This is a genomic window from Caenispirillum salinarum AK4, from assembly GCF_000315795.1.
Taxonomy (GTDB): Bacteria; Pseudomonadota; Alphaproteobacteria; order Rhodospirillales; family Rhodospirillaceae; genus Caenispirillum; species Caenispirillum salinarum.
On the sequence record NZ_ANHY01000006.1, the window covers coordinates 32330 to 49373 of the forward strand.

General features: G+C 68.2%; 14 protein-coding genes and 1 tRNA gene. 12 read left to right on the forward strand and 3 right to left on the reverse strand.

Annotation, left to right across the window (positions count from 1 at the left end):
- Window positions 1-47: 47 nt before the first annotated feature.
- Both ligD and ku read right to left on the reverse strand, forming a co-directional pair.
- Window positions 48-2753, reverse strand: coding sequence for a DNA ligase D (gene ligD, locus C882_RS06525; protein WP_009539784.1), 2706 nt, complete (start codon window positions 2751-2753; stop codon window positions 48-50).
- Between the two features lie 6 nt (window positions 2754-2759).
- Window positions 2760-3647 (reverse strand): non-homologous end joining protein Ku, encoded by an 888-nt coding sequence (gene ku, locus C882_RS06530; protein ID WP_009539785.1) that lies wholly within the window; start codon window positions 3645-3647, stop codon window positions 2760-2762.
- Window positions 3648-3884: 237 nt separating this feature from the next.
- Here ku and C882_RS06535 point away from each other — a divergent pair, with 237 nt between their 5' ends.
- The 4 genes from C882_RS06535 (at window position 3885) to C882_RS06550 (ending at window position 11346) form a co-directional block, all read left to right on the forward strand.
- The gene (locus C882_RS06535) at window positions 3885-4649 is read left to right on the forward strand and encodes a PRC-barrel domain-containing protein (RefSeq protein WP_009539786.1); all 765 of its coding nucleotides are present in this window, start codon (window positions 3885-3887) and stop codon (window positions 4647-4649) included.
- Window positions 4650-4831: 182 nt separating this feature from the next.
- Window positions 4832-8107, forward strand: a complete 3276-nt coding sequence (locus tag C882_RS23005; protein ID WP_009539787.1) for a PAS domain S-box protein — start codon at window positions 4832-4834, stop codon at window positions 8105-8107.
- Window positions 8108-8199: 92 nt separating this feature from the next.
- The gene (locus C882_RS06545) at window positions 8200-8964 is read left to right on the forward strand and encodes a sulfite exporter TauE/SafE family protein (RefSeq protein WP_009539788.1); all 765 of its coding nucleotides are present in this window, start codon (window positions 8200-8202) and stop codon (window positions 8962-8964) included.
- A gap of 291 nt (window positions 8965-9255) precedes the next feature.
- The gene (locus C882_RS06550; RefSeq protein WP_009539790.1) at window positions 9256-11346 is read left to right on the forward strand and encodes a sodium-translocating pyrophosphatase; all 2091 of its coding nucleotides are present in this window, start codon (window positions 9256-9258) and stop codon (window positions 11344-11346) included.
- A 94-nt stretch (window positions 11347-11440) separates the two neighbouring features.
- On the opposite strand, the gene C882_RS06555 is transcribed toward C882_RS06550, so the two are convergent.
- Window positions 11441-11899, reverse strand: a complete 459-nt coding sequence (locus tag C882_RS06555; RefSeq protein WP_009539791.1) for an outer membrane protein assembly factor BamE — start codon at window positions 11897-11899, stop codon at window positions 11441-11443.
- A 211-nt stretch (window positions 11900-12110) separates the two neighbouring features.
- Between C882_RS06555 and C882_RS06560 the strand changes: the two genes are divergently transcribed.
- The 8 genes from C882_RS06560 (at window position 12111) to C882_RS06595 (ending at window position 16974) form a co-directional block, all read left to right on the forward strand.
- On the forward strand, window positions 12111-12659 hold the full coding sequence (locus tag C882_RS06560) for a ubiquinol-cytochrome C chaperone family protein (protein WP_009539792.1): 549 nt from the start codon (window positions 12111-12113) through the stop codon (window positions 12657-12659).
- 34 nt (window positions 12660-12693) lie between these two features.
- Window positions 12694-13248 (forward strand): YceD family protein, encoded by a 555-nt coding sequence (locus C882_RS06565; protein WP_009539793.1) that lies wholly within the window; start codon window positions 12694-12696, stop codon window positions 13246-13248.
- Between the two features lie 87 nt (window positions 13249-13335).
- Entirely contained in the window at window positions 13336-13518 is a 183-nt protein-coding gene (gene rpmF, locus C882_RS06570; protein ID WP_009539794.1) for a 50S ribosomal protein L32, read from the forward strand.
- Window positions 13519-13564: 46 nt separating this feature from the next.
- Window positions 13565-14629: a phosphate acyltransferase PlsX gene (gene plsX, locus C882_RS06575; protein ID WP_043644067.1), complete on the forward strand. Its 1065-nt coding sequence runs from the start codon at window positions 13565-13567 to the stop codon at window positions 14627-14629.
- Between the two features lie 5 nt (window positions 14630-14634).
- A complete protein-coding gene (locus C882_RS06580; protein WP_201448349.1) occupies window positions 14635-15606 on the forward strand; it encodes a beta-ketoacyl-ACP synthase III in 972 nt (323 codons plus the stop codon).
- A gap of 165 nt (window positions 15607-15771) precedes the next feature.
- On the forward strand, window positions 15772-16092 hold the full coding sequence (locus tag C882_RS06585; protein WP_009539797.1) for an integration host factor subunit alpha: 321 nt from the start codon (window positions 15772-15774) through the stop codon (window positions 16090-16092).
- Between the two features lie 47 nt (window positions 16093-16139).
- Window positions 16140-16763 carry a MerR family transcriptional regulator gene (locus C882_RS23905; protein ID WP_009539798.1) on the forward strand — a complete coding sequence of 208 codons (624 nt, stop codon included), beginning with the start codon at window positions 16140-16142 and terminating at the stop codon, window positions 16761-16763.
- Window positions 16764-16897: 134 nt separating this feature from the next.
- Window positions 16898-16974, forward strand: a tRNA-Pro gene (locus C882_RS06595).
- Window positions 16975-17044: the final 70 nt, after the last annotated feature.

Consider the following 17044-nt stretch of genomic DNA (forward strand, 5'->3'; position numbering starts at 1 on the left):
TTTCGGGGGATCATGCCGGGAAACCAAGCCCTTGTGAAGGCTTGGCGTCAGACCTTCATGCCGAGTGCGCGCATGGCTTTTTTCGTCAGCGACTGGCGCACGTCGAAGTATCCCGCCCACGGGTCGGCCTTCTGGCGCTTGAGGCGGGCGGGCAGGGTCTCCACCGTCCACTTGTCGCCCGACGGCACGCGGGACAATTCCTCCCATGTCACCGGCACCGCCACCGGCGCGCCTTCGCGGGCACGGCTGCTGTAGGGTGCGACGGCGGTGGCACCGTGGCCGTTGCGCAGGTAGTCGATAAAGATGCGTCCCGTGCGCTTGGCCTTGGTCATGACGGCCACGAACCGATCCGGCTCCTCCTGCGCCAGCGCCCTGGCCAGGGCCTGCGCAAAACCCTTGACCTCCGCCCAGTCGTTGCGCCGCTGGGGCAGGGGGACGACCACGTGCAGGCCCTTGCCGCCGGTGGTCTTCACGAAGCTTTCCAGCCCCAGGTCGGACAGGCGGTCGCGCACGTCGCGGGCGGCGGCGCGCACGTCCTTGAAGGGCACGCTCTCGTGCGGATCGAGGTCGATGACCATGACATCGGGGTGCTCCAGGTCGTCGGCGCGCGCGCCCCACGGGTGGATTTCCATGACGCCCGACTGCACCAGCCCGATGAGGCCGGCCTCGTCCGTGACCATGACATGCGTCTTGGTCCTGCCTTTCTCCGTCACCGGCGTGCCGGAGACGCTTTTCCCCAGGCCCATGCCCGGATGGCGCTGGAAGAAGCATTGCTCGCCGCGCCCCTCGGGGCAGCGCACCAGGCCGAGCGGCCGGTCCTTGACGAAGGGCAGCATGCGGGGTGCGACGAAATCCATGTACTCCGCCAGTTGCCGCTTCGTGAGGCCCTGCTGGGGGTAGATGACGCGGTCGGGGTTGGAAATCTTCACGCCGTGGAAGGTCGGCGCGGCGGCGTCGTCCTTCGCCGCCCCTGCCTTGTCCATGCCCTTCGCCGGGGCCTTCTTCGGTTCGGGGCCGGGCTCCGGCTCGGGCTCGGCTTCCGCTTCCACGGCGTCGACGAACCCCGCCTCGCCGGGGCTCTCGGCGGGCTGCTCCAGGACCACGTCCCTGGCCTCCTTGTCCTCGCGCAGGCCCTTGAAGGCGGCATGGCGGAGGACGCCCTCGCGCGTCCAGGCGGCGTATTCGATCTCACACACGGTGTCGGGGCGGACGAAGCGGATGTCCTTTTCTCCCGCCGTGCCGCCGGTGAAGGGACTGGTCTTGCGTTCTCGGGGCTCCAGCAGGGCGCGCAGCTTCTTCGACGTCGCGGCGGTATAGCCGGTGCCGACCTTGCCGGCGTAGGTGAGCGCGCCGTGGGCGTCGTAGTACCCCAGCGCCAGCGCCCCGATGCCCTGGCCGCCCTTGGACGGCAGCGTATAGCCGCCGATGACGAATTCCTGGCGCTCCACGCACTTGGACTTGATCCAGTCCGTCCCGCGGCCGGAGCGGTACGGCCGGTCGCGGCGCTTTGAAATCACGCCTTCCAGACGCATGGAGCAGGCCTTTTCCCACACCCGAGGGCCGGCGCCGTCAATGTGGTCGGAGTAGCGCACGGTCGCCCCGCCGGCCGTGTCGGCCTCTGCCATGAGGACCTTCAGGCGTTCCTTGCGCGTGATGAGCGGCAACTCGCGCAGGTCCTCGCCGTCCAGGAACAGGCAGTCGAAGACCTCGAACACCACCGCGTCGGTCTTCTTGTCCGACAGGGCCTCCTGCAACAGCCCGAAGTCCGACGCCCCGTGCTCGTCCAGCACCACCGCCTCGCCGTCCAGCATGACCGAGGTGCACGGCAGGTCCGCCAGCGTGGCGGCCAGCGTCTTGAAGCGGTCCGTCCAGTCCTTGCCGTTGCGCGTGTAGATGCGGGCCCGGCCGTCCTCGACCCGCACGATCAGGCGGTAGCCGTCGTATTTGATCTCGTGCAGCCAACCATCGGCGGCGGGCGCCTTTTCCTCGCGCGTGGCCAGCTGCGGCTTGACGAAGTCGGGCATCTCCGCGCTCTGCTGCGGCTTCTTCGCTTTCGCCGGCGCCTTCTTCCTCGCCAGCGCCGTGGCGCGTTTCGTGGTGGCGGGCGTGGAATCCTCGCCCTCTTCCTCGGCGATCACGTTCATGGGACGGTCGGTGACGGCGCTGGTGGTGTATTCCTCCACCAGGGCCGCGCCGTCGCCGGGGCGGGCGAAATCGTCCTTCATCTTGATGAGCAGCCAGTTGTCCTTGCCCTTGTCGGCGGGCTTGCGGCCGCCCATGCGCACCAGTGCCCAGTCGCCGCACATGCGCTGGCCGTGCAAGCGCAACTCCAGCCGCCCCTTCCTGACCTGCTCGGCGGGGTCCTCGTCCTTGATGGGCTCCCAGGTGCCGCCGTCCCAGATCATGACCGTGCCGCCGCCGTACTCGCCCTTGGGGATGGTGCCTTCGAACCCGGCATAGTCCATGGGGTGGTCCTCGGTGTGGACCGCCAGGCGCTTGTCCGCCGGGTCGAGCGACGGCCCCTTGGTGACCGCCCAGGACACCAGCACCCCGCCGATCTCCAGTCGGAAATCGTAGTGCAGGCGGGTCGCCGCGTGCTTCTGCACCACGAAGACGGGCGGCTCGCTCTTGCGGCGGCGCTTCGGTTTGTGGGCCGGCGGTTCGCGCGTCTTGGAGAAATCGCGCTTGGCGACATAGGCCGCCAGCGCATCGGCGGCCCGGACGTCGGGGCTTGCGGTCTCGGTGCGGGCCATCGGCGGTTACCCCGTGGCGCGCTTCTTCTGCGTGCCGGACTTCGACGCCGATGAGGAGCCCGAGGCCGATTTCTTCTTGGCCGGCGCCTTCTTGCCGCCGCCGGAGCCGCCTTTGTCCTCTTCCTTCAGGCTGTTCTTCAGCGCGTCCATCAGGTTGATGACCTGACCCTTCTTCGGCTTGCCGGCGCCCTTTTCCACCGGGCCCTCGTGGCCCTGCATGCGTTCCTCGATCAGGTCCCTGAGAGCGTCCTGATAGTGGTCGTGGAAGGTCTCCGGCTTGAATTCTCCGGCGCGGCTTTCGATGAGCTGCTGGGCCATCTTCACCTGGTCCTTGTCGGGCTTCACGTCCTCGACCTCGGCGAAGTACTCCTCGGCCTCGCGCAGTTCCTCGGCATAGCGCAGCGTTTCCAGCAGAAGGCCCTTGCCACAGGGGCGGATGGCGACAATGTGCTCCTTGCCGCCCAGCACGATCTGTCCCAGCGCCATCTTCCTGGCTCCGCGCAGGGCGTCGCGGATGGTGACATAGGCCTCGTTGGCGATGTCGCCGTCCGGGGTTACGAAGTACGGCTTGTCGTAGTAGATCGCGTCCACGTCCGAGGCATCGACGAAGTGCGACAGGTCGATGGTGTGGCGGCTCTCCACCTTCAGCTCGTCCAGGTCCTCCTTCTCGATGGGCACGAAGGACCCGTCGGCGTCGGCGCCCATGACCACCTCGTCGCGCTCGATGGGACCGTGGTCGGGAACATAGAGCTGGTTCCGCACCCGCTCGCCGGTGTCACGGTGGTAGCGGTGCAGGCTGACCTTGTTGGTGCCGGTCACGGCGGCATACAGCCGCACCGGGAACGACACCAGTGCCAGCCGGATGTGGCCTTTCCAGTAGGGACGGGCTGCCATGGCGGGCGGGCCTCCTTGCCGCATCGGTCGAAACGCCAAGATAACGCCGCGCGGGGCGCCCGCGTTCGATGCGACCACCGGCGCGCGAGCCGGCGGGCCCTCTCTCAGGTCGGGGTTACATTTCACGAACGGCCGGTCGCGATGCCCGTTTCAGGGGCAGCCGAGGGCGCCCGGGCAACCGATCCGGTCGCCCTGTCCCAATAGACGCACCCAGACGAACGGGAAGGAGACCCCAGGATGCGAAAGCTTCTTGTCGCGACCGCGCTCAGCCTGTCCATGGCCGCGCCCGCCCTGGCCGCCGACGACGCCCAGCCGGCCCAGCGCGAAGCGGGCGCCGAGGCCCAGGTTCAGGAGAACGCCGGCTGGATCGAGGACGGCAACGCCATGTCCGTGCAGCAGGCCGAGGCCGAGGGGCAGGTGCTGCCCGAGCAGACCTCCGACCTCATCGGCTCGGACGTTTACGGCGCCGAGGGCGACGTCATCGGCGAGGTGACGGACATGGTGATCGGCCAGCAGGACCAGGTGCGCAAGGTCGTCATCTCGGTCGGCGGCTTTATCGGCATCGGCGACAAGGATGTGGCGCTGCCCTTCGACCAGGTGCAGATGCGCCCGGCCGGCGATGCCTTCGGTGGACCGGTCTTCAAGGTGACCATGACCGAAGAGCAGCTTGAGGCCATGCCCGCTTACGAACCGACGGCGGATTATGCGTCGTGGATCGGCGACGAGGCCGGCGACCGCCGCGAGATCATGGAGCGCCGGGTCGCCCGCTGGGAGGAGCGGGTCGAGAACACCGATTTCAGCGAGCAGGCCGGGGAAGCCGTCTCTAGCGCCTGGACCGAAGTCGAACAGACCTGGCAGGCGACCGAAAACGCCACCGGCGACGCATGGCAGCAGGCGGAAGGCGACCTCGAGCAGTCGCTGAGCGAATTGCAGCAGGCGTGGCGCCAGGCCACCGACCAGCAGGTCGCCGAGACGCCGGAGCCGGGCGCTCAGTCCCAGTAACGGCCGTTCGGACGGCCGACTGTCCGATGTCATTGCCAGCGGCGTCCCATGCAGCCGGGGCGCCGCTGCCTTGTACGCGGGACGTTCCGTCAGCATATACCTAAAACGAGCGCAGTCTGATACGCTTGATCGTGGCGTTCGCCCCAGAAGCGGAGGCGGGCCGACGGAAAAGACGGGCGATCATGATTGGGCGCATGTGGCAGCGTTTGGCGGTGGTGGGCGTGGCGGTGTTCTGCCTCGTCCTGACCGTTGTTGCCTGGCGCTATGACGCGATCACCGGCGCCCGGGTCGTCAACCTTGAGTTCGAGCGCGGCGCCCGCCGCATCGAGCGCGGCCTGATGGAGCGGATACATCACCTGGAAACCACGGTCCGCGCCGCCCAGGGATTCGTCGAGGGCCTCGACGTCCTTGACGGGGAGGCCTGGGAGTCGTTCGCGCGGCGGCTGGATTTGGGCAGCGGCGCCAACGGCGTCGTCGGCCTGGCCTTCTATCGGCTGGAGAAGGGCGCCGCCCGCGATGGTGACGCCTATGTGGTGGCCCTGGCCGCGCCGAAGCAGCGGCTGTCGTCGCTGCTCGGCCGTCCCGTGTTCGGGGCGCCGGCGGTGCTTCAGGCCATACGCGAAGCGCGGGCATCGGACGAGCTTGTGCTGAGCGGCCGGTTCGAGGGGCCGCTTCGGAGAGCGGGGGCTCCCGTGGCGGCCGACATGGTGATGGTCGCGCCGGTCCGCGATCCGAACTCCGGCACCTATCGCGGCGTGGTCGCCCTGGGGCTGTCGTCGACCCTTCTGCTGGACAGCGTGTTCGGCCGCACGGGGCTGGACGGCTATGCCGTCGCCGTCAGCGATGCGACGGCCGGTGCCGCACCGTTCTACAAAGCCGGGTCCCCCGAGGCCCTCGGCCTGCTGGCGGCGGAGGACACAGCAGACGATGCGGCGTTGCACCAGTCGTCTGCCGTCGTCGTCGGCGGGCGGGTGTGGCGCCTGGCGGTGGCCCAGGGCGAGACGTTGACGGCGGGGCGCCTCGCCATGCACGGACGGGTGGAGCTGGCCGCGGGCCTTGCCTTCACGCTGGTCATGACGCTCGCCACGTGGCTTCTGGTGACGCGCCGCATGCGGGCCGAGAAACTGGCCGCGCAAATGACCGAAGCGCTCAAGGAAAGCGAAGAGCGCTACCGCATGCTGTTCGCCGGGAACAAGGCCGTGGAACTGGTCATCGACCCCAGCGACGGCCGCATCGTCGAGGCCAATGCCGCTGCCGAGCGGTTCTACGGCTGGCCGGCCGCGCAGCTCACTCGCATGGCCATCGGCGACATCAACACCCTCTCGCCCGCCGAGGTGGCGGAGGAAATGCGCCGCGCCGAGGAGGAAAGCCGCACCGAATTCGTTTTCCGCCACCGCACCGCCTCGGGCGCCGTGCGGGACGTGGAGGTGTGCTCCGGCCCGATTGTGGTGCAGGGGCGGCGGCTGCTGTATTCCATCGTTCACGACATCACCCAGCGGCGCGAGGCCGAACGGGCGCTGCGGGATTCCGAAATCCGCTTCCGCTCGCTGTTCGAGCAGAGTCCCTGGGCTACCCTCGTCCTGCGGCCCGACGGCGTGATCCGCCGCGCAAATGCCGCATGGCGGGCCCTGCGTGGTGCCGCGGCGGCACCGTCGAACCTGCTCGACGATCCCCAGTTCGCGGCCCACGGCTTCGTGGACCTGCTGGGCCGGGCGGGCGCCGGCGAGTCGGTGGAGGTTCCCGCAGTCCTGCTGGAGGCCGGCGGCGGCGTCGCCGCGCAGTGGGTGCGGGCCTTCCTCTATCCCGTTCGCGACGCCTCGGGCACGGTCGACGAAGTGATCCTGATGGCCGAGGACATCACGGAACGGGTCCGGGCGGAGCGCGAACTGGCCTACCGCCACCGGCTGCTCGCGACCCACCTGGAGACCACGCCCGACGGTGTGGTGATCCTGGACGGCGCTTGGCGCATCGCCGGCTTCAACCGCCGCTTCGCCGAAATGTGGAACCTGGCGCCCGACCTGCTGTCCGGCGGCGACGGCGAGGCGCTGCTGTTCAGTATGCGGTCTGCCGTGGAGGCGCCGGCGGCGTTCGAGGCCCGCATGCGGGCGCTGACCTCGGCGGCCGTCGATCCCGACAGCGACTCCGACCAGCTGCCCGGAGACGCCGACGGCGCCGTCGGAACAGCGACCTGGGACGAGATCACCATGGCCGACGGGCGGGTGTTCGAGGCTTTCTCGCGCGTGGTGCCGCCCACGGAGGACGAGCCGGCGCGGCGCGTCTGGTTCTATCGCGACATCTCCGAGCGCAAGCGCCTGGAGGAGCGCCTGCGGCGGGCGCTGGACGAACAGGATGCGATGTTCAACTCGGCCGGCGAGGGAATCGCCTTCCTGCGCGGGGACCGCTTTGTGCGCGCCAACCGCGTCTTCAGCGAGTTGTTCGGCTACAGCGCCACTGAACTGACGCAGCGCTCGGCGGCGGACATGTTCCCCGACACCGCCGGCCATGACCGTTTCCTGGCCGCCGTGCGTGCGGCACTGGAGACGAGCGGGCGCTATACGGGCGAGCACCGCATGCGGCGCAAGGACGGCTCTCTGTTCTGGTGCCGCACCAACGGCGCGACGCTGGAACACCACAGCACCCGCGGGGGCACGATCTGGCTGGTGGAGGACATCACCGAGCGGCGCGAGGCCGACCGCCGGCTGGAGGAACTGCTGGGCGACCTGGAACGCTCCAACGCCGAGCTTCAGCAGTTCGCCTACGTCGCAAGCCACGACCTGCAGGAGCCGCTGCGCATGGTCTCCAGCTACATGGGCCTGCTGGAGAAACGCCACGGCGGGGTGCTGCCGGAGGACGCGAAGGAATACATCGGTTTCGCGGTGGACGGGGCGCACCGCATGCAGGGGCTGATCAACGATCTGCTGCAGTATTCCCGCGTGGGCACCCAGGGCAAGCCGCTGGAGCCGCGCGATGCCGCCAAGGCCGCCCAGGCCGCGCTCGACAATCTGAGCATCGCTGTCGCCGAGGCCGCGGCCGAGGTCTCGGTGGGGCCGCTGCCGCGCGTCATGGCCGACGAGGGGCAGCTTGTGCGGCTGTTCCAGAACCTGATCGGCAACGCGCTGAAATACCACAAGGCAGGCGTCGCGCCGTGCGTCAGCGTTTCTGCCGCACCGCAGGAGGCCGGCATCTGGCGCTTCAGTGTGGCGGACAACGGAATCGGCATCGACCCCAAGCATTTCGACCGCGTGTTCATGATCTTCCAGCGCCTGCACGGCCGCGACGAGTATTCCGGCACGGGCGTCGGCTTGGCCATATGCAAGAAGATCGTGGAACGCCACGGCGGGCGCATCTGGCTCGAGTCCGAGCCGGGAGACGGCACCACCGTCCACTTCACCCTGCGTGCCGCCGAGGGTGGCGCCGGCACGACCCGACCGGCGGAAGACGTGCTCGAGCCGGCCTGACGCGCCGGCGGCCAAGCGGCCCTTGAGCCGCCGGCCATGCGCCGCTATGGCGGGACGATCTGCCGCAACCGTCGACCGGAGCCTGCGCCGCCGTGATCACCGACCCCTGGTTCTATGCTGCCGCCGTTCCGGCGGTGCTGGTTGCCGGCGTCTCCAAGGGTGGATTCGGCGGCGGGCTGGGGGTGCTGGCGGTGCCGCTCATGGCGCTGACGATCAGTCCGGTGCAGGCGGCGGCGATCATGCTGCCGATTCTCTGCGTCATGGATGTCGTCAACGTCTGGACCTATCGCCGCCGGTGGGACCACCGCGCCATGCGGCTGCTCATCGCCGCCGCGATGGTGGGCATCGCGCTTGGCACCGCCACCTTCCACCTGCTCAGCGCGGACGCCATCCGCCTGATCATCGGGGCGGTTGCGCTGGGCTTCACGGCCAACTGGGCCTGGAAGCGGCTGCGCCGCCACGACCCGCCGGCCGCCGGGCACAACGTCGCCAAGGGCGGGTTCTGGGGCGCGGTGGCGGGCTTCACCAGCTTCGTCGCTCACGCCGGCGGACCGCCGCTGAACGTCTACCTTCTGCCGCTCAAGCTGGACAAGACCGTTTACCAGGCCACGACGGTGATTTTCTTCACCGCCGTCAACTACGTGAAGCTGGTGCCCTACGCCTGGCTTGGCCAGTTGAACACGGGGAACCTGGGCACGGCGCTGGTGCTCATGCCGCTGGCGCCGCTGGGAATCTGGCTGGGGGTGTGGGCGCACGACCGGGTGCGGGAGGACCTGTTTTATCGCGCCGTCTACCTCTTTCTCGCGTTGACGGGCGCCAAGCTGACCTGGGACGGCATTGCGGGCATGGTGGCCTGACACCGCTGGGGCAGGGCCGCTGCCGCTGTTCCGCCGGGCACCCGCGAAATCGGCGCGAAGTAATCCGCAAGTCGTAATGCGGCAGCGCGTCACCGGTCAGTTTTGCTGCCCCAAGTATGGCCCATACGAACGTATGGCGAAAATTATTCCTTCATTGCAAGTGTTTGGAGGCTCTGGCAGGCTTTCGAAGTCCCGCGCGGTCGGTGGGGTGATTCGCTCAACCGACGCAACGCGCCCGCCGGCCGGAGCGGGCCATCGTTTTCGCCCATCGCGAAACGGGGAGGCATCCATATGGCCGGCGTCATTGTTTTTGTCATTCTTTGCGGCATTCTCGCCGTCGCCTACGGCGGCTATTCCATCCGCGCCATCATCGCGCTGCCCACCGGCACCGAGCGCATGACGGAGATCGCCACGGCGGTGCAGGAAGGCGCACAGGCCTACCTCAACCGCCAGTACCGCACCATCGCCATCGTCGGTGTCATCATCGGCATCCTGCTGGGCCTGCGGCTCGGCTTCCATGTGGCCGTCGGCTACTTCCTGGGGGCGATCCTCTCGGGCGTCGCGGGCTTCGTCGGCATGTTGGTCAGCGTGCGCGCCAACGTCCGCACGACCGAGGCCGCCCGTTCCGGCGGCCTGAACGACGCGCTGGGCGTGGCCTTCAAGTCGGGCGCCGTGACCGGCATGCTGGTGGTGGGCCTCGGGCTTCTCGGCGTCGCGCTCTACTTCGGCATCCTGCTGTGGGCCGGGCTTGAGGTGCGCGGCGTGATCGAGGCCCTGGTGGCGCTGTCCTTCGGCGCCTCGCTGATCTCCATCTTCGCACGCCTTGGCGGCGGCATCTTCACCAAGGGCGCCGATGTGGGCGCCGACCTGGTGGGCAAGGTCGAGGCCGGCATCCCCGAGGACGACCCGCGCAACCCCGCCGTCATCGCCGACAACGTGGGCGACAACGTCGGCGACTGCGCCGGCATGGCCGCCGACCTGTTCGAGACCTATGCCGTGACGGTGGTCGCCACAATGCTGCTCGGCTCCATCTTCTTCGTCGGCGAGGCGCAGATGGCGGCCATGGTCTATCCGCTGCTGATCGGCGGGGTGTGCATCGTGGGGTCGGTGTTTGGCACCTACTTCGTCAAGCTGAAGGATGGTGACGCCAACATCATGAAGGCGCTGTACAAGGGCTTCATCGCCTGCGCCCTCATGTCGCTGGTGCTGATCGTGCTGGCGACGGGCTTCCTGTTCGGCGTCTCCGGCCCCATCGAGGACACCAACGGGCGGTTCGTCTCCGACCTCGACCTCATCGGCTGCGCGGTGGTCGGGCTGGTGGTGACCGGCCTGATCGTCTGGATCACCGAGTACTACACGGGCACCGAATACAAGCCCGTGCGCAGCGTCGCGCGGGCGTCGGAGACGGGGCACGGGACCAACGTCATCCAGGGCCTCGCGGTCTCCATGGAGGCGACGGCCCTGCCGGTGATCGTCATCAGCATCGGCATCATCCTGGCCTATGGCCTTGCGGGCCTCTACGGCATCGGCGTGGCGGCGACGACCATGCTGGCGCTGGCGGGCATGGTGGTGGCGCTGGACGCCTACGGGCCGGTCACCGACAACGCCGGCGGCATCGCCGAGATGGCCGACCTGCCGGAGGACGTGCGCAAGATCACCGACGCGCTGGATGCGGTCGGCAACACCACCAAGGCCGTCACCAAGGGCTACGCCATCGGCTCCGCCGGTCTGGCGGCGCTGGTGCTGTTCGCCGCCTATGTGGAGGACCTGAAACACTACTTCCCCGACATCCCCGTGAACTTCGGCCTGTCCAACCCCTACGTGGTGATCGGCCTGTTCATCGGCGGCCTCATGCCCTACCTGTTCGGCGCGCTGGGCATGCAGGCGGTGGGCCGCGCGGCGGCCTCGGTGGTGAACGAGGTGCGCCGTCAGTTCCGCGAGGTTCCGGGCATCATGGACGGGACGGGCAAGCCGGAATACGGCCGCTGCGTCGACATGCTGACCAAGGCCGCCATCAAGGAAATGGTGGTGCCGTCCATGTTGCCGGTGCTGTCGCCCATCGCGTTGTATCTGCTGGTCTGGGCGTTCGCCGGCCAGGGGGAGGCCTTCACGGCGCTCGGGGCCATGCTTCTGGGCACCATCGTCACGGGCCTGTTCGTCGCCATCTCCATGACCAGCGGCGGCGGCGCCTGGGACAATGCCAAGAAGTACATCGAGGACGGCAACCACGGCGGCAAGGGGTCCGAAGCCCACAAGGCCGCGGTGACGGGCGACACCGTCGGCGACCCCTACAAGGACACCGCCGGCCCGGCCGTCAACCCCATGATCAAGATCACCAACATCGTCGCCATCCTGCTGCTGGCCGTCGTCGCCGGGCTCTAGGCCGTGCCGACGCTGGACAGAGAAAGGCCCCGGGGGCAGGCGTTCCCGGGGCCTTTCCTGTCTTGTGCCGGCGGCCGCGGTGGCGGCCTGCGGGCTACTCCTTCTTGAAGCGGCCCAGGTTGCCCAGCATCTGCTGCAGGATCGTTTCGTCCTTGCCCGGCGTCGGGGTTTCGCGGTCGACGATGTCCACCTCGCGGCCGGCGGACTTGTCCATGGTCTGGATGTCCTTCACCACGCCGTTGGGCGCAAACGAGATGGCGACCACCTGCCGGTCCAGTTCCTGCGTGGAGCGATAGGCCCACTGGGTGGTCTTGGCGCTGATGTAGTACCAGGTTTCGTCGCCGAACGTGGACGTGGTGGACGGCGATCCGAGCATGGAACGCACTTGCGCCTGCGTGTGGGTGCCGGGCTCGATCTGCGACAGCACTTCGGCGGCCGGTTCGTTGCCGCGCGGGTTCACGTCGGCGGCGCAGGCGGCGAGGCCCGCGGCAAGCACCACGGCGGTCGCCACGCGGCCGGCGGCACGGAGGGGGAGGCGGGGGCGGCTGGTCATCGGCGGGTCATCCAGGCTCGGTCATCCAGAAGCTTGTCGCCGCGGCGGTTCTGCGATAAGCATCCGCCCGCGGCCTTGCGTCGTAGTCCTGATTGCAGCATGTAACACAGAACGGCGACCGACCGGAATACGGTGTGTCCCGCCCGGGCCGTGGCATCGCTGCCGATCATCCGTCCGCAAGTCCCGTCTTTGCCGAACCCGAGCCGCCCGCATGATCTTCGACCGCTTCTCCGCCACGACCCGCCGCCGCCGCCGCCGTGCCGAGGACCTGTACGTGCGACTGGTCAACCGGTCGCGCGACCCGTGGTTCTATGACGCCTGCGAGGTGCCCGACACCGTCGACGGCCGCTTCGACATGATCGTCATCCACGCGCATCTGCTGTTCCGCCGCCTGGCGGCTCTGGGCGAGGAAGGCGAGTTACTCTCCCAGGCGGTGTTCGACGTCATGTTCAAGGACATGGACCGGTCCTTGCGCGAGATGGGCGTGGGCGATTTGTCGGTGGGCAAGCACGTCAAGGGCATGGCGAAAGCCTTCTACGGCCGCACCCAACTCTACGAGGAAGGCTTCATTGCCGGGCATGACGGCCTGTGCCAGGCGCTGCGCGACAATATCTATCGCAACAGCACTCCGTCGGACGATGCGGTGGAGCGCCTTGCGGCCTATATGGAGCAGACGGCCGCCGCCCTGGCCGACGCGCCGATGGACGCCCTGACCGCAGACACCGGGCCGTTCCCGCCGCGCGAGGGTGCCGCGGCGTGATGAGCCCGACCACCCAGACCTACGAGATTCCTGCATGACCACCGGCGAGCCCACCCCGGAATTTTCGCGTCCCGTCCATCCCGACCGCATCCCGCCCGAAGGGTTGGTCGAGACGCTGTCGGCCAAGCCCGAGGAGCGCGCCGCCCTGGCCGAGCGCTTCGAACTCGAGGCGATCGACGCGCTTGAGGCGGAAATTCATTTGAAACTTGTCGCCGGTGGTCCCATGGTGCGCCTCGCCGGACGGTTCCGCGCCGATGTGGTGCAGACCTGCGTGGTGACGCTGGAGCCGCTGCCGGCGCGGGTCGAGGAAGACTTCGAGATGCTCTTCGGGCCGGAAGCCGACTACAAACCCGGCCAGGAGATTCACCTGGATGCCGAGGCCGCCGATCCGCCGGAGCCCTTCGGGCCTGGCGGGGTGGTCGATGTCGGTGAAATCGTGGCCGAGCACCTGTCGCTGGCGCTCGACCCGTTCCCGCGCAAGGCCGATGCGGCCGTCGAGGTCCCGGAAGGGATCGAGAAGGACGGCCCCGACGCCCTGCCGAACACCCCCTTCGCGGCCCTTCAGGGCCTGAAGGACAAATTGCGTTGAAACATTCGTGCCCACGGCTTGCCCGGCGAACGCTTTTCCGCTAAATAGGCAGGCTTTCCCGTGGCCCCAAGCTGGAGTTGACAGAAAATGGCCGTTCCCAAGAAGAAGACGTCCCAGTCCCGCCGTGACATGCGCCGCAGCCACCACGCGCTGAGCGCCGCCAACGTGAACGAGTGCTCGAACTGCGGCGAGCAGGTTCGTCCGCACCACGTTTGCACTGCCTGCGGCCACTACGACGGTCGCGAGGTCGTCGCGGGCGCGGAGGCCTGAGGCGCCAATCGAGGCATTTGGTAGAGCCACGGAAGGTGCTAGGCCAGTGAGCGAGCGGCTCACCTTGTCCCTGGATGCCATGGGGGGCGATCACGCCCCTCATATGGTGGTCGAGGGCATGAAAATCGCGCGGAAGCGCTACCCGGATGTCGAGTATGTCCTGTTCGGCGACGAGGGCCGCATTGCGCCCCTCGTACCGCAGGACATGCGCGACCGGGTGTCCATCCGGCATACCGACCGCGTCATCTCCAACGAGGAAAAACCCTCGCAGGCGGTGCGCACCGGTCGTCAGTCGAGCATGGGCCTTGCCATCAAGGCGGTGAAGGACGGCGAGGCGGCAGGTGTCGTCTCGGCCGGCAACACCGGGGCCCTGATGGCCATGGCCAAGCTCGCCCTGCGGACCCTGCCGGGGATCGACCGGCCGGCCATCGCGACCCTCATCCCCACCATCCGGGGCGAGAGCGTGATGTTGGACCTGGGTGCCAACACCGAGGTCCAGGCCAACAACCTGGTCGAGTTCGCCATCATGGGCGAGGTGTTCTCGCGGTGTCTGCTGGGGCATGTGCAGCCGTCCATCGGCCTCCTGAACATCGGGTCCGAGGACCTGAAGGGGACCGATGCGCTGCGCGAGGCTCATCAGATCCTGCGGGACCACCCGTTGAACATGCGCTTCCACGGCTTCGTGGAAGGCGACGACATCGGGGCGGGCACCGTGGACGTGGTGGTGACCGACGGGTTTACCGGCAACGTCGCGCTGAAGACGGCCGAGGGCACCGCCAAGCTGTACACCAAGTTCCTCAAGGATGCCTTCGGCAGTTCCGTCCTGGCGCAGATCGGCTATCTGCTTGCCAAGGGGGCGCTGGCGAAGGTGCGACAGCGGACCGATCCGCGGCGCTACAACGGCGCCATGCTGATCGGGCTCAACGGCATCTGCGTCAAGAGTCACGGCGGCACCGACGCGCTGGGCTTCGCCAACGCCATCGGCGTGGCCGTGGATCTGATCAAGAACCGCCTCAACGAACGCATCCGCGAGGAGTGCGCGCATCTGGCGCAGTCGCCGACCCTGTCGGGTCCGGCGGAGTCATCCTCTCCCTCAGCCGCTTCGGGATAAGCATGATCATTCGCTCCGTCATCGCCGGCTGCGGCTCCTATCTGCCGCAGAGGGTCGTCACGAACGAGGAACTGGCGCAAAAGGTCGACACCACCGACGCGTGGATCGTCGAGCGCACCGGCATCCGTTCGCGACACATCGCCGCCGATGGCGAGACGACGGCGGACCTGGCGACTCATGCCGCCCGCGCGGCCCTGGCGCATGCCGGGATCGATGCCAAGGACGTGGACCTGATCGTCCTGGCGACCGCGACGCCCGACAACACCTTTCCCGCCACCGCCAGCAAGGTGCAGGCGCGCCTTGGGTGTCTGGGCTCGCCGGCCTTCGACATCCAGGCGGTGTGCTCGGGTTTCGTCTACGCCCTGACCACCGCCGACAATTTCATCAAGGCGGGCCAGGCGAAGTGTGCGCTGGTCATCGGCGCGGAAACCTTCAGCCGCATCCTGGACTGGAACGACCGCGGGACCTGCGTGCTGTTCGGCGACGGTGCCGGCGCGGTGGTCCTGCGGGCGGAGGAAGGCGAGGGCGCCAACACCGACCGTGGCATCCTGTCCACCCACCTGCACTGCGACGGCACGCAGCATGACCTGCTGTACGTCGACGGCGGCCCGTCGTCTACGCAGACCGTCGGCCACCTCCGCATGACCGGCAAGGAGGTCTTCCGCCACGCCGTCGTCAATCTGGCGCAGGTGGTGCAGGAGGCCATCGAGGCCAACGGCATCGAGGCCCACGACATCGACTGGTTGGTTCCCCACCAGGCCAACAAGCGCATCATCGACGGCACGGCGCGCAAGCTGCGCATGGACCCCGACCGGGTCGTGGTCACCGTCGACCACCACGCCAACACCTCGGCCGCCTCCATCCCGCTGGCCTTCGACGAGGCGGTGAAGGACGGGCGAATCCGGCCCGGCCACCTGGTCCTGCTGGAGGCCATGGGCGGCGGCTTCACCTGGGGCTCGGCGCTGGTTCGGATGTAAGACAAAGGGGCGGAACCACATGGTTTCCGCCCCTTTTTCGGTAACATCCACCCCTTTTTCTCCGCCTTCCGGGTGGATAAAGATCAACCCGCAAGATGTTGATATTGACGCATTTCCCAAAGCGTGCTTCCGTTTAGGGGAGACACAGGGAAGTGGGGCGAAGCCATGTCCGGAAGAACCATTACCCGCGCGCAGTTGAGCGAACGCGTCTACGAGGAAGTGGGCCTGTCGCGGAACGAATCCGCCGAGCTTCTGGAGATGGTGCTCGACGAGATCTCGACCGCCCTGTCGGAGGGCGAGGCCGTGAAGATTTCGTCCTTCGGCAGCTTTTCCGTCCGCCAGAAGGGCGAGCGCATCGGCCGCAACCCCAAGACCGGCGAGGAGGTTCCCATCCTGCCGCGCAAGGTCCTGGTCTTCCGGCCGTCGCAGCTTCTGAAAAGCCAGATCAACGACAGCGCCAAGAACGGTTCCGGCCAGCATCACTGACTGGGCGACGGAGCCGGCGCCGGCGCGTCACGAGAAGGACCGATTAGATGACCGAGTCGACGGACGCGCGCCGCAACGGGGCGAAGTCCGAATCCGCCTTTCGCACCATCAGCGAGGTGGCTTCCGACCTGGACGTTCCGCAGCATGTCCTGCGGTTCTGGGAAACCAAGTTCACCCAGATCCGTCCCATGAAGCGCGGCGGCGGCCGGCGCTACTACCGGCCCGAGGACGTGGTCCTGCTGCGCCGCATTCGGGCGCTGCTCTACGATGACGGCCTGACCATCAAGGGCGTGCAGAAGCTGTTGCGGGAAAAGGGCGTCAAGGCGCTCATGGCCGACGAGCAGCCCCTGCCGGCGACGCTTGAGAAGGTGGAGGCCGCCGCCGAGGCCCGGCAGCAGGCCGGCGAGGCGCCGAAGGAGGAGCAGGCGCCCGACAGTGCCACGCAGGCCGACGACCGGTCCCCGCGTCTGCCGTTCGCGGCGGCGCCGGAGCCCGAGGGCGAACACCCGGCCCCGGCTGCCGAGGCCGGTCCCGCGCCCGAGCCGGAGGTGGCGCCGGGGCGTCCGCCGCTCAGCGCCGAAGACCGCCGCGAGCTGGAGGCGGCACTGGCTGAGCTGGTCGGCCTGCGGGATGAGCTGCAGGCTGAACTGCGGCGTCAGGAAGCGGCCTGAAGGTATTGAAACACAGGGGGTTTCGCGAAACGGCGAAGCCCCCTAAATTTCTTCAAACAAGGCGTTGCCAAGCGGCAGGGGTGCCGCTATAGTGCGCGCCTCTTCAGGGGGCTCCCTGAAGCGAGACTTGGTCCCGGAGCGTAGCGCAGCCTGGTAGCGCACTTGACTGGGGGTCAAGGGGTCGTGGGTTCGAATCCCGCCGCTCCGACCACGTTTCGACGACAGCTGAGTGTTTTCGCACTCGACCCGAAGGGCGTCCGCACAGGGCGCCCTTCGTCGTC

Excerpts from the sequence above, each read along its gene's own strand:
- ligD (WP_009539784.1), bottom strand. The coding sequence starts at position 2,753 with ATGGCCCGCACCGAGACCGCAAGCCCCGACGTCCGGGCCGCCGATGCG.
- ku (WP_009539785.1), bottom strand. The coding sequence starts at position 3,647 with ATGGCAGCCCGTCCCTACTGGAAAGGCCACATCCGGCTGGCACTGGTG.
- C882_RS06535 (WP_009539786.1), top strand. The coding sequence starts at position 3,885 with ATGCGAAAGCTTCTTGTCGCGACCGCGCTCAGCCTGTCCATGGCCGCG.
- C882_RS23005 (WP_009539787.1), top strand. The coding sequence starts at position 4,832 with ATGATTGGGCGCATGTGGCAGCGTTTGGCGGTGGTGGGCGTGGCGGTG.
- C882_RS06550 (WP_009539790.1), top strand. The coding sequence starts at position 9,256 with ATGGCCGGCGTCATTGTTTTTGTCATTCTTTGCGGCATTCTCGCCGTC.
- C882_RS06555 (WP_009539791.1), bottom strand. The coding sequence starts at position 11,899 with ATGACCAGCCGCCCCCGCCTCCCCCTCCGTGCCGCCGGCCGCGTGGCG.
- C882_RS06560 (WP_009539792.1), top strand. The coding sequence starts at position 12,111 with ATGATCTTCGACCGCTTCTCCGCCACGACCCGCCGCCGCCGCCGCCGT.
- C882_RS06565 (WP_009539793.1), top strand. The coding sequence starts at position 12,694 with ATGACCACCGGCGAGCCCACCCCGGAATTTTCGCGTCCCGTCCATCCC.
- rpmF (WP_009539794.1), top strand. The coding sequence starts at position 13,336 with ATGGCCGTTCCCAAGAAGAAGACGTCCCAGTCCCGCCGTGACATGCGC.
- C882_RS06585 (WP_009539797.1), top strand. The coding sequence starts at position 15,772 with ATGTCCGGAAGAACCATTACCCGCGCGCAGTTGAGCGAACGCGTCTAC.
- C882_RS23905 (WP_009539798.1), top strand. The coding sequence starts at position 16,140 with ATGACCGAGTCGACGGACGCGCGCCGCAACGGGGCGAAGTCCGAATCC.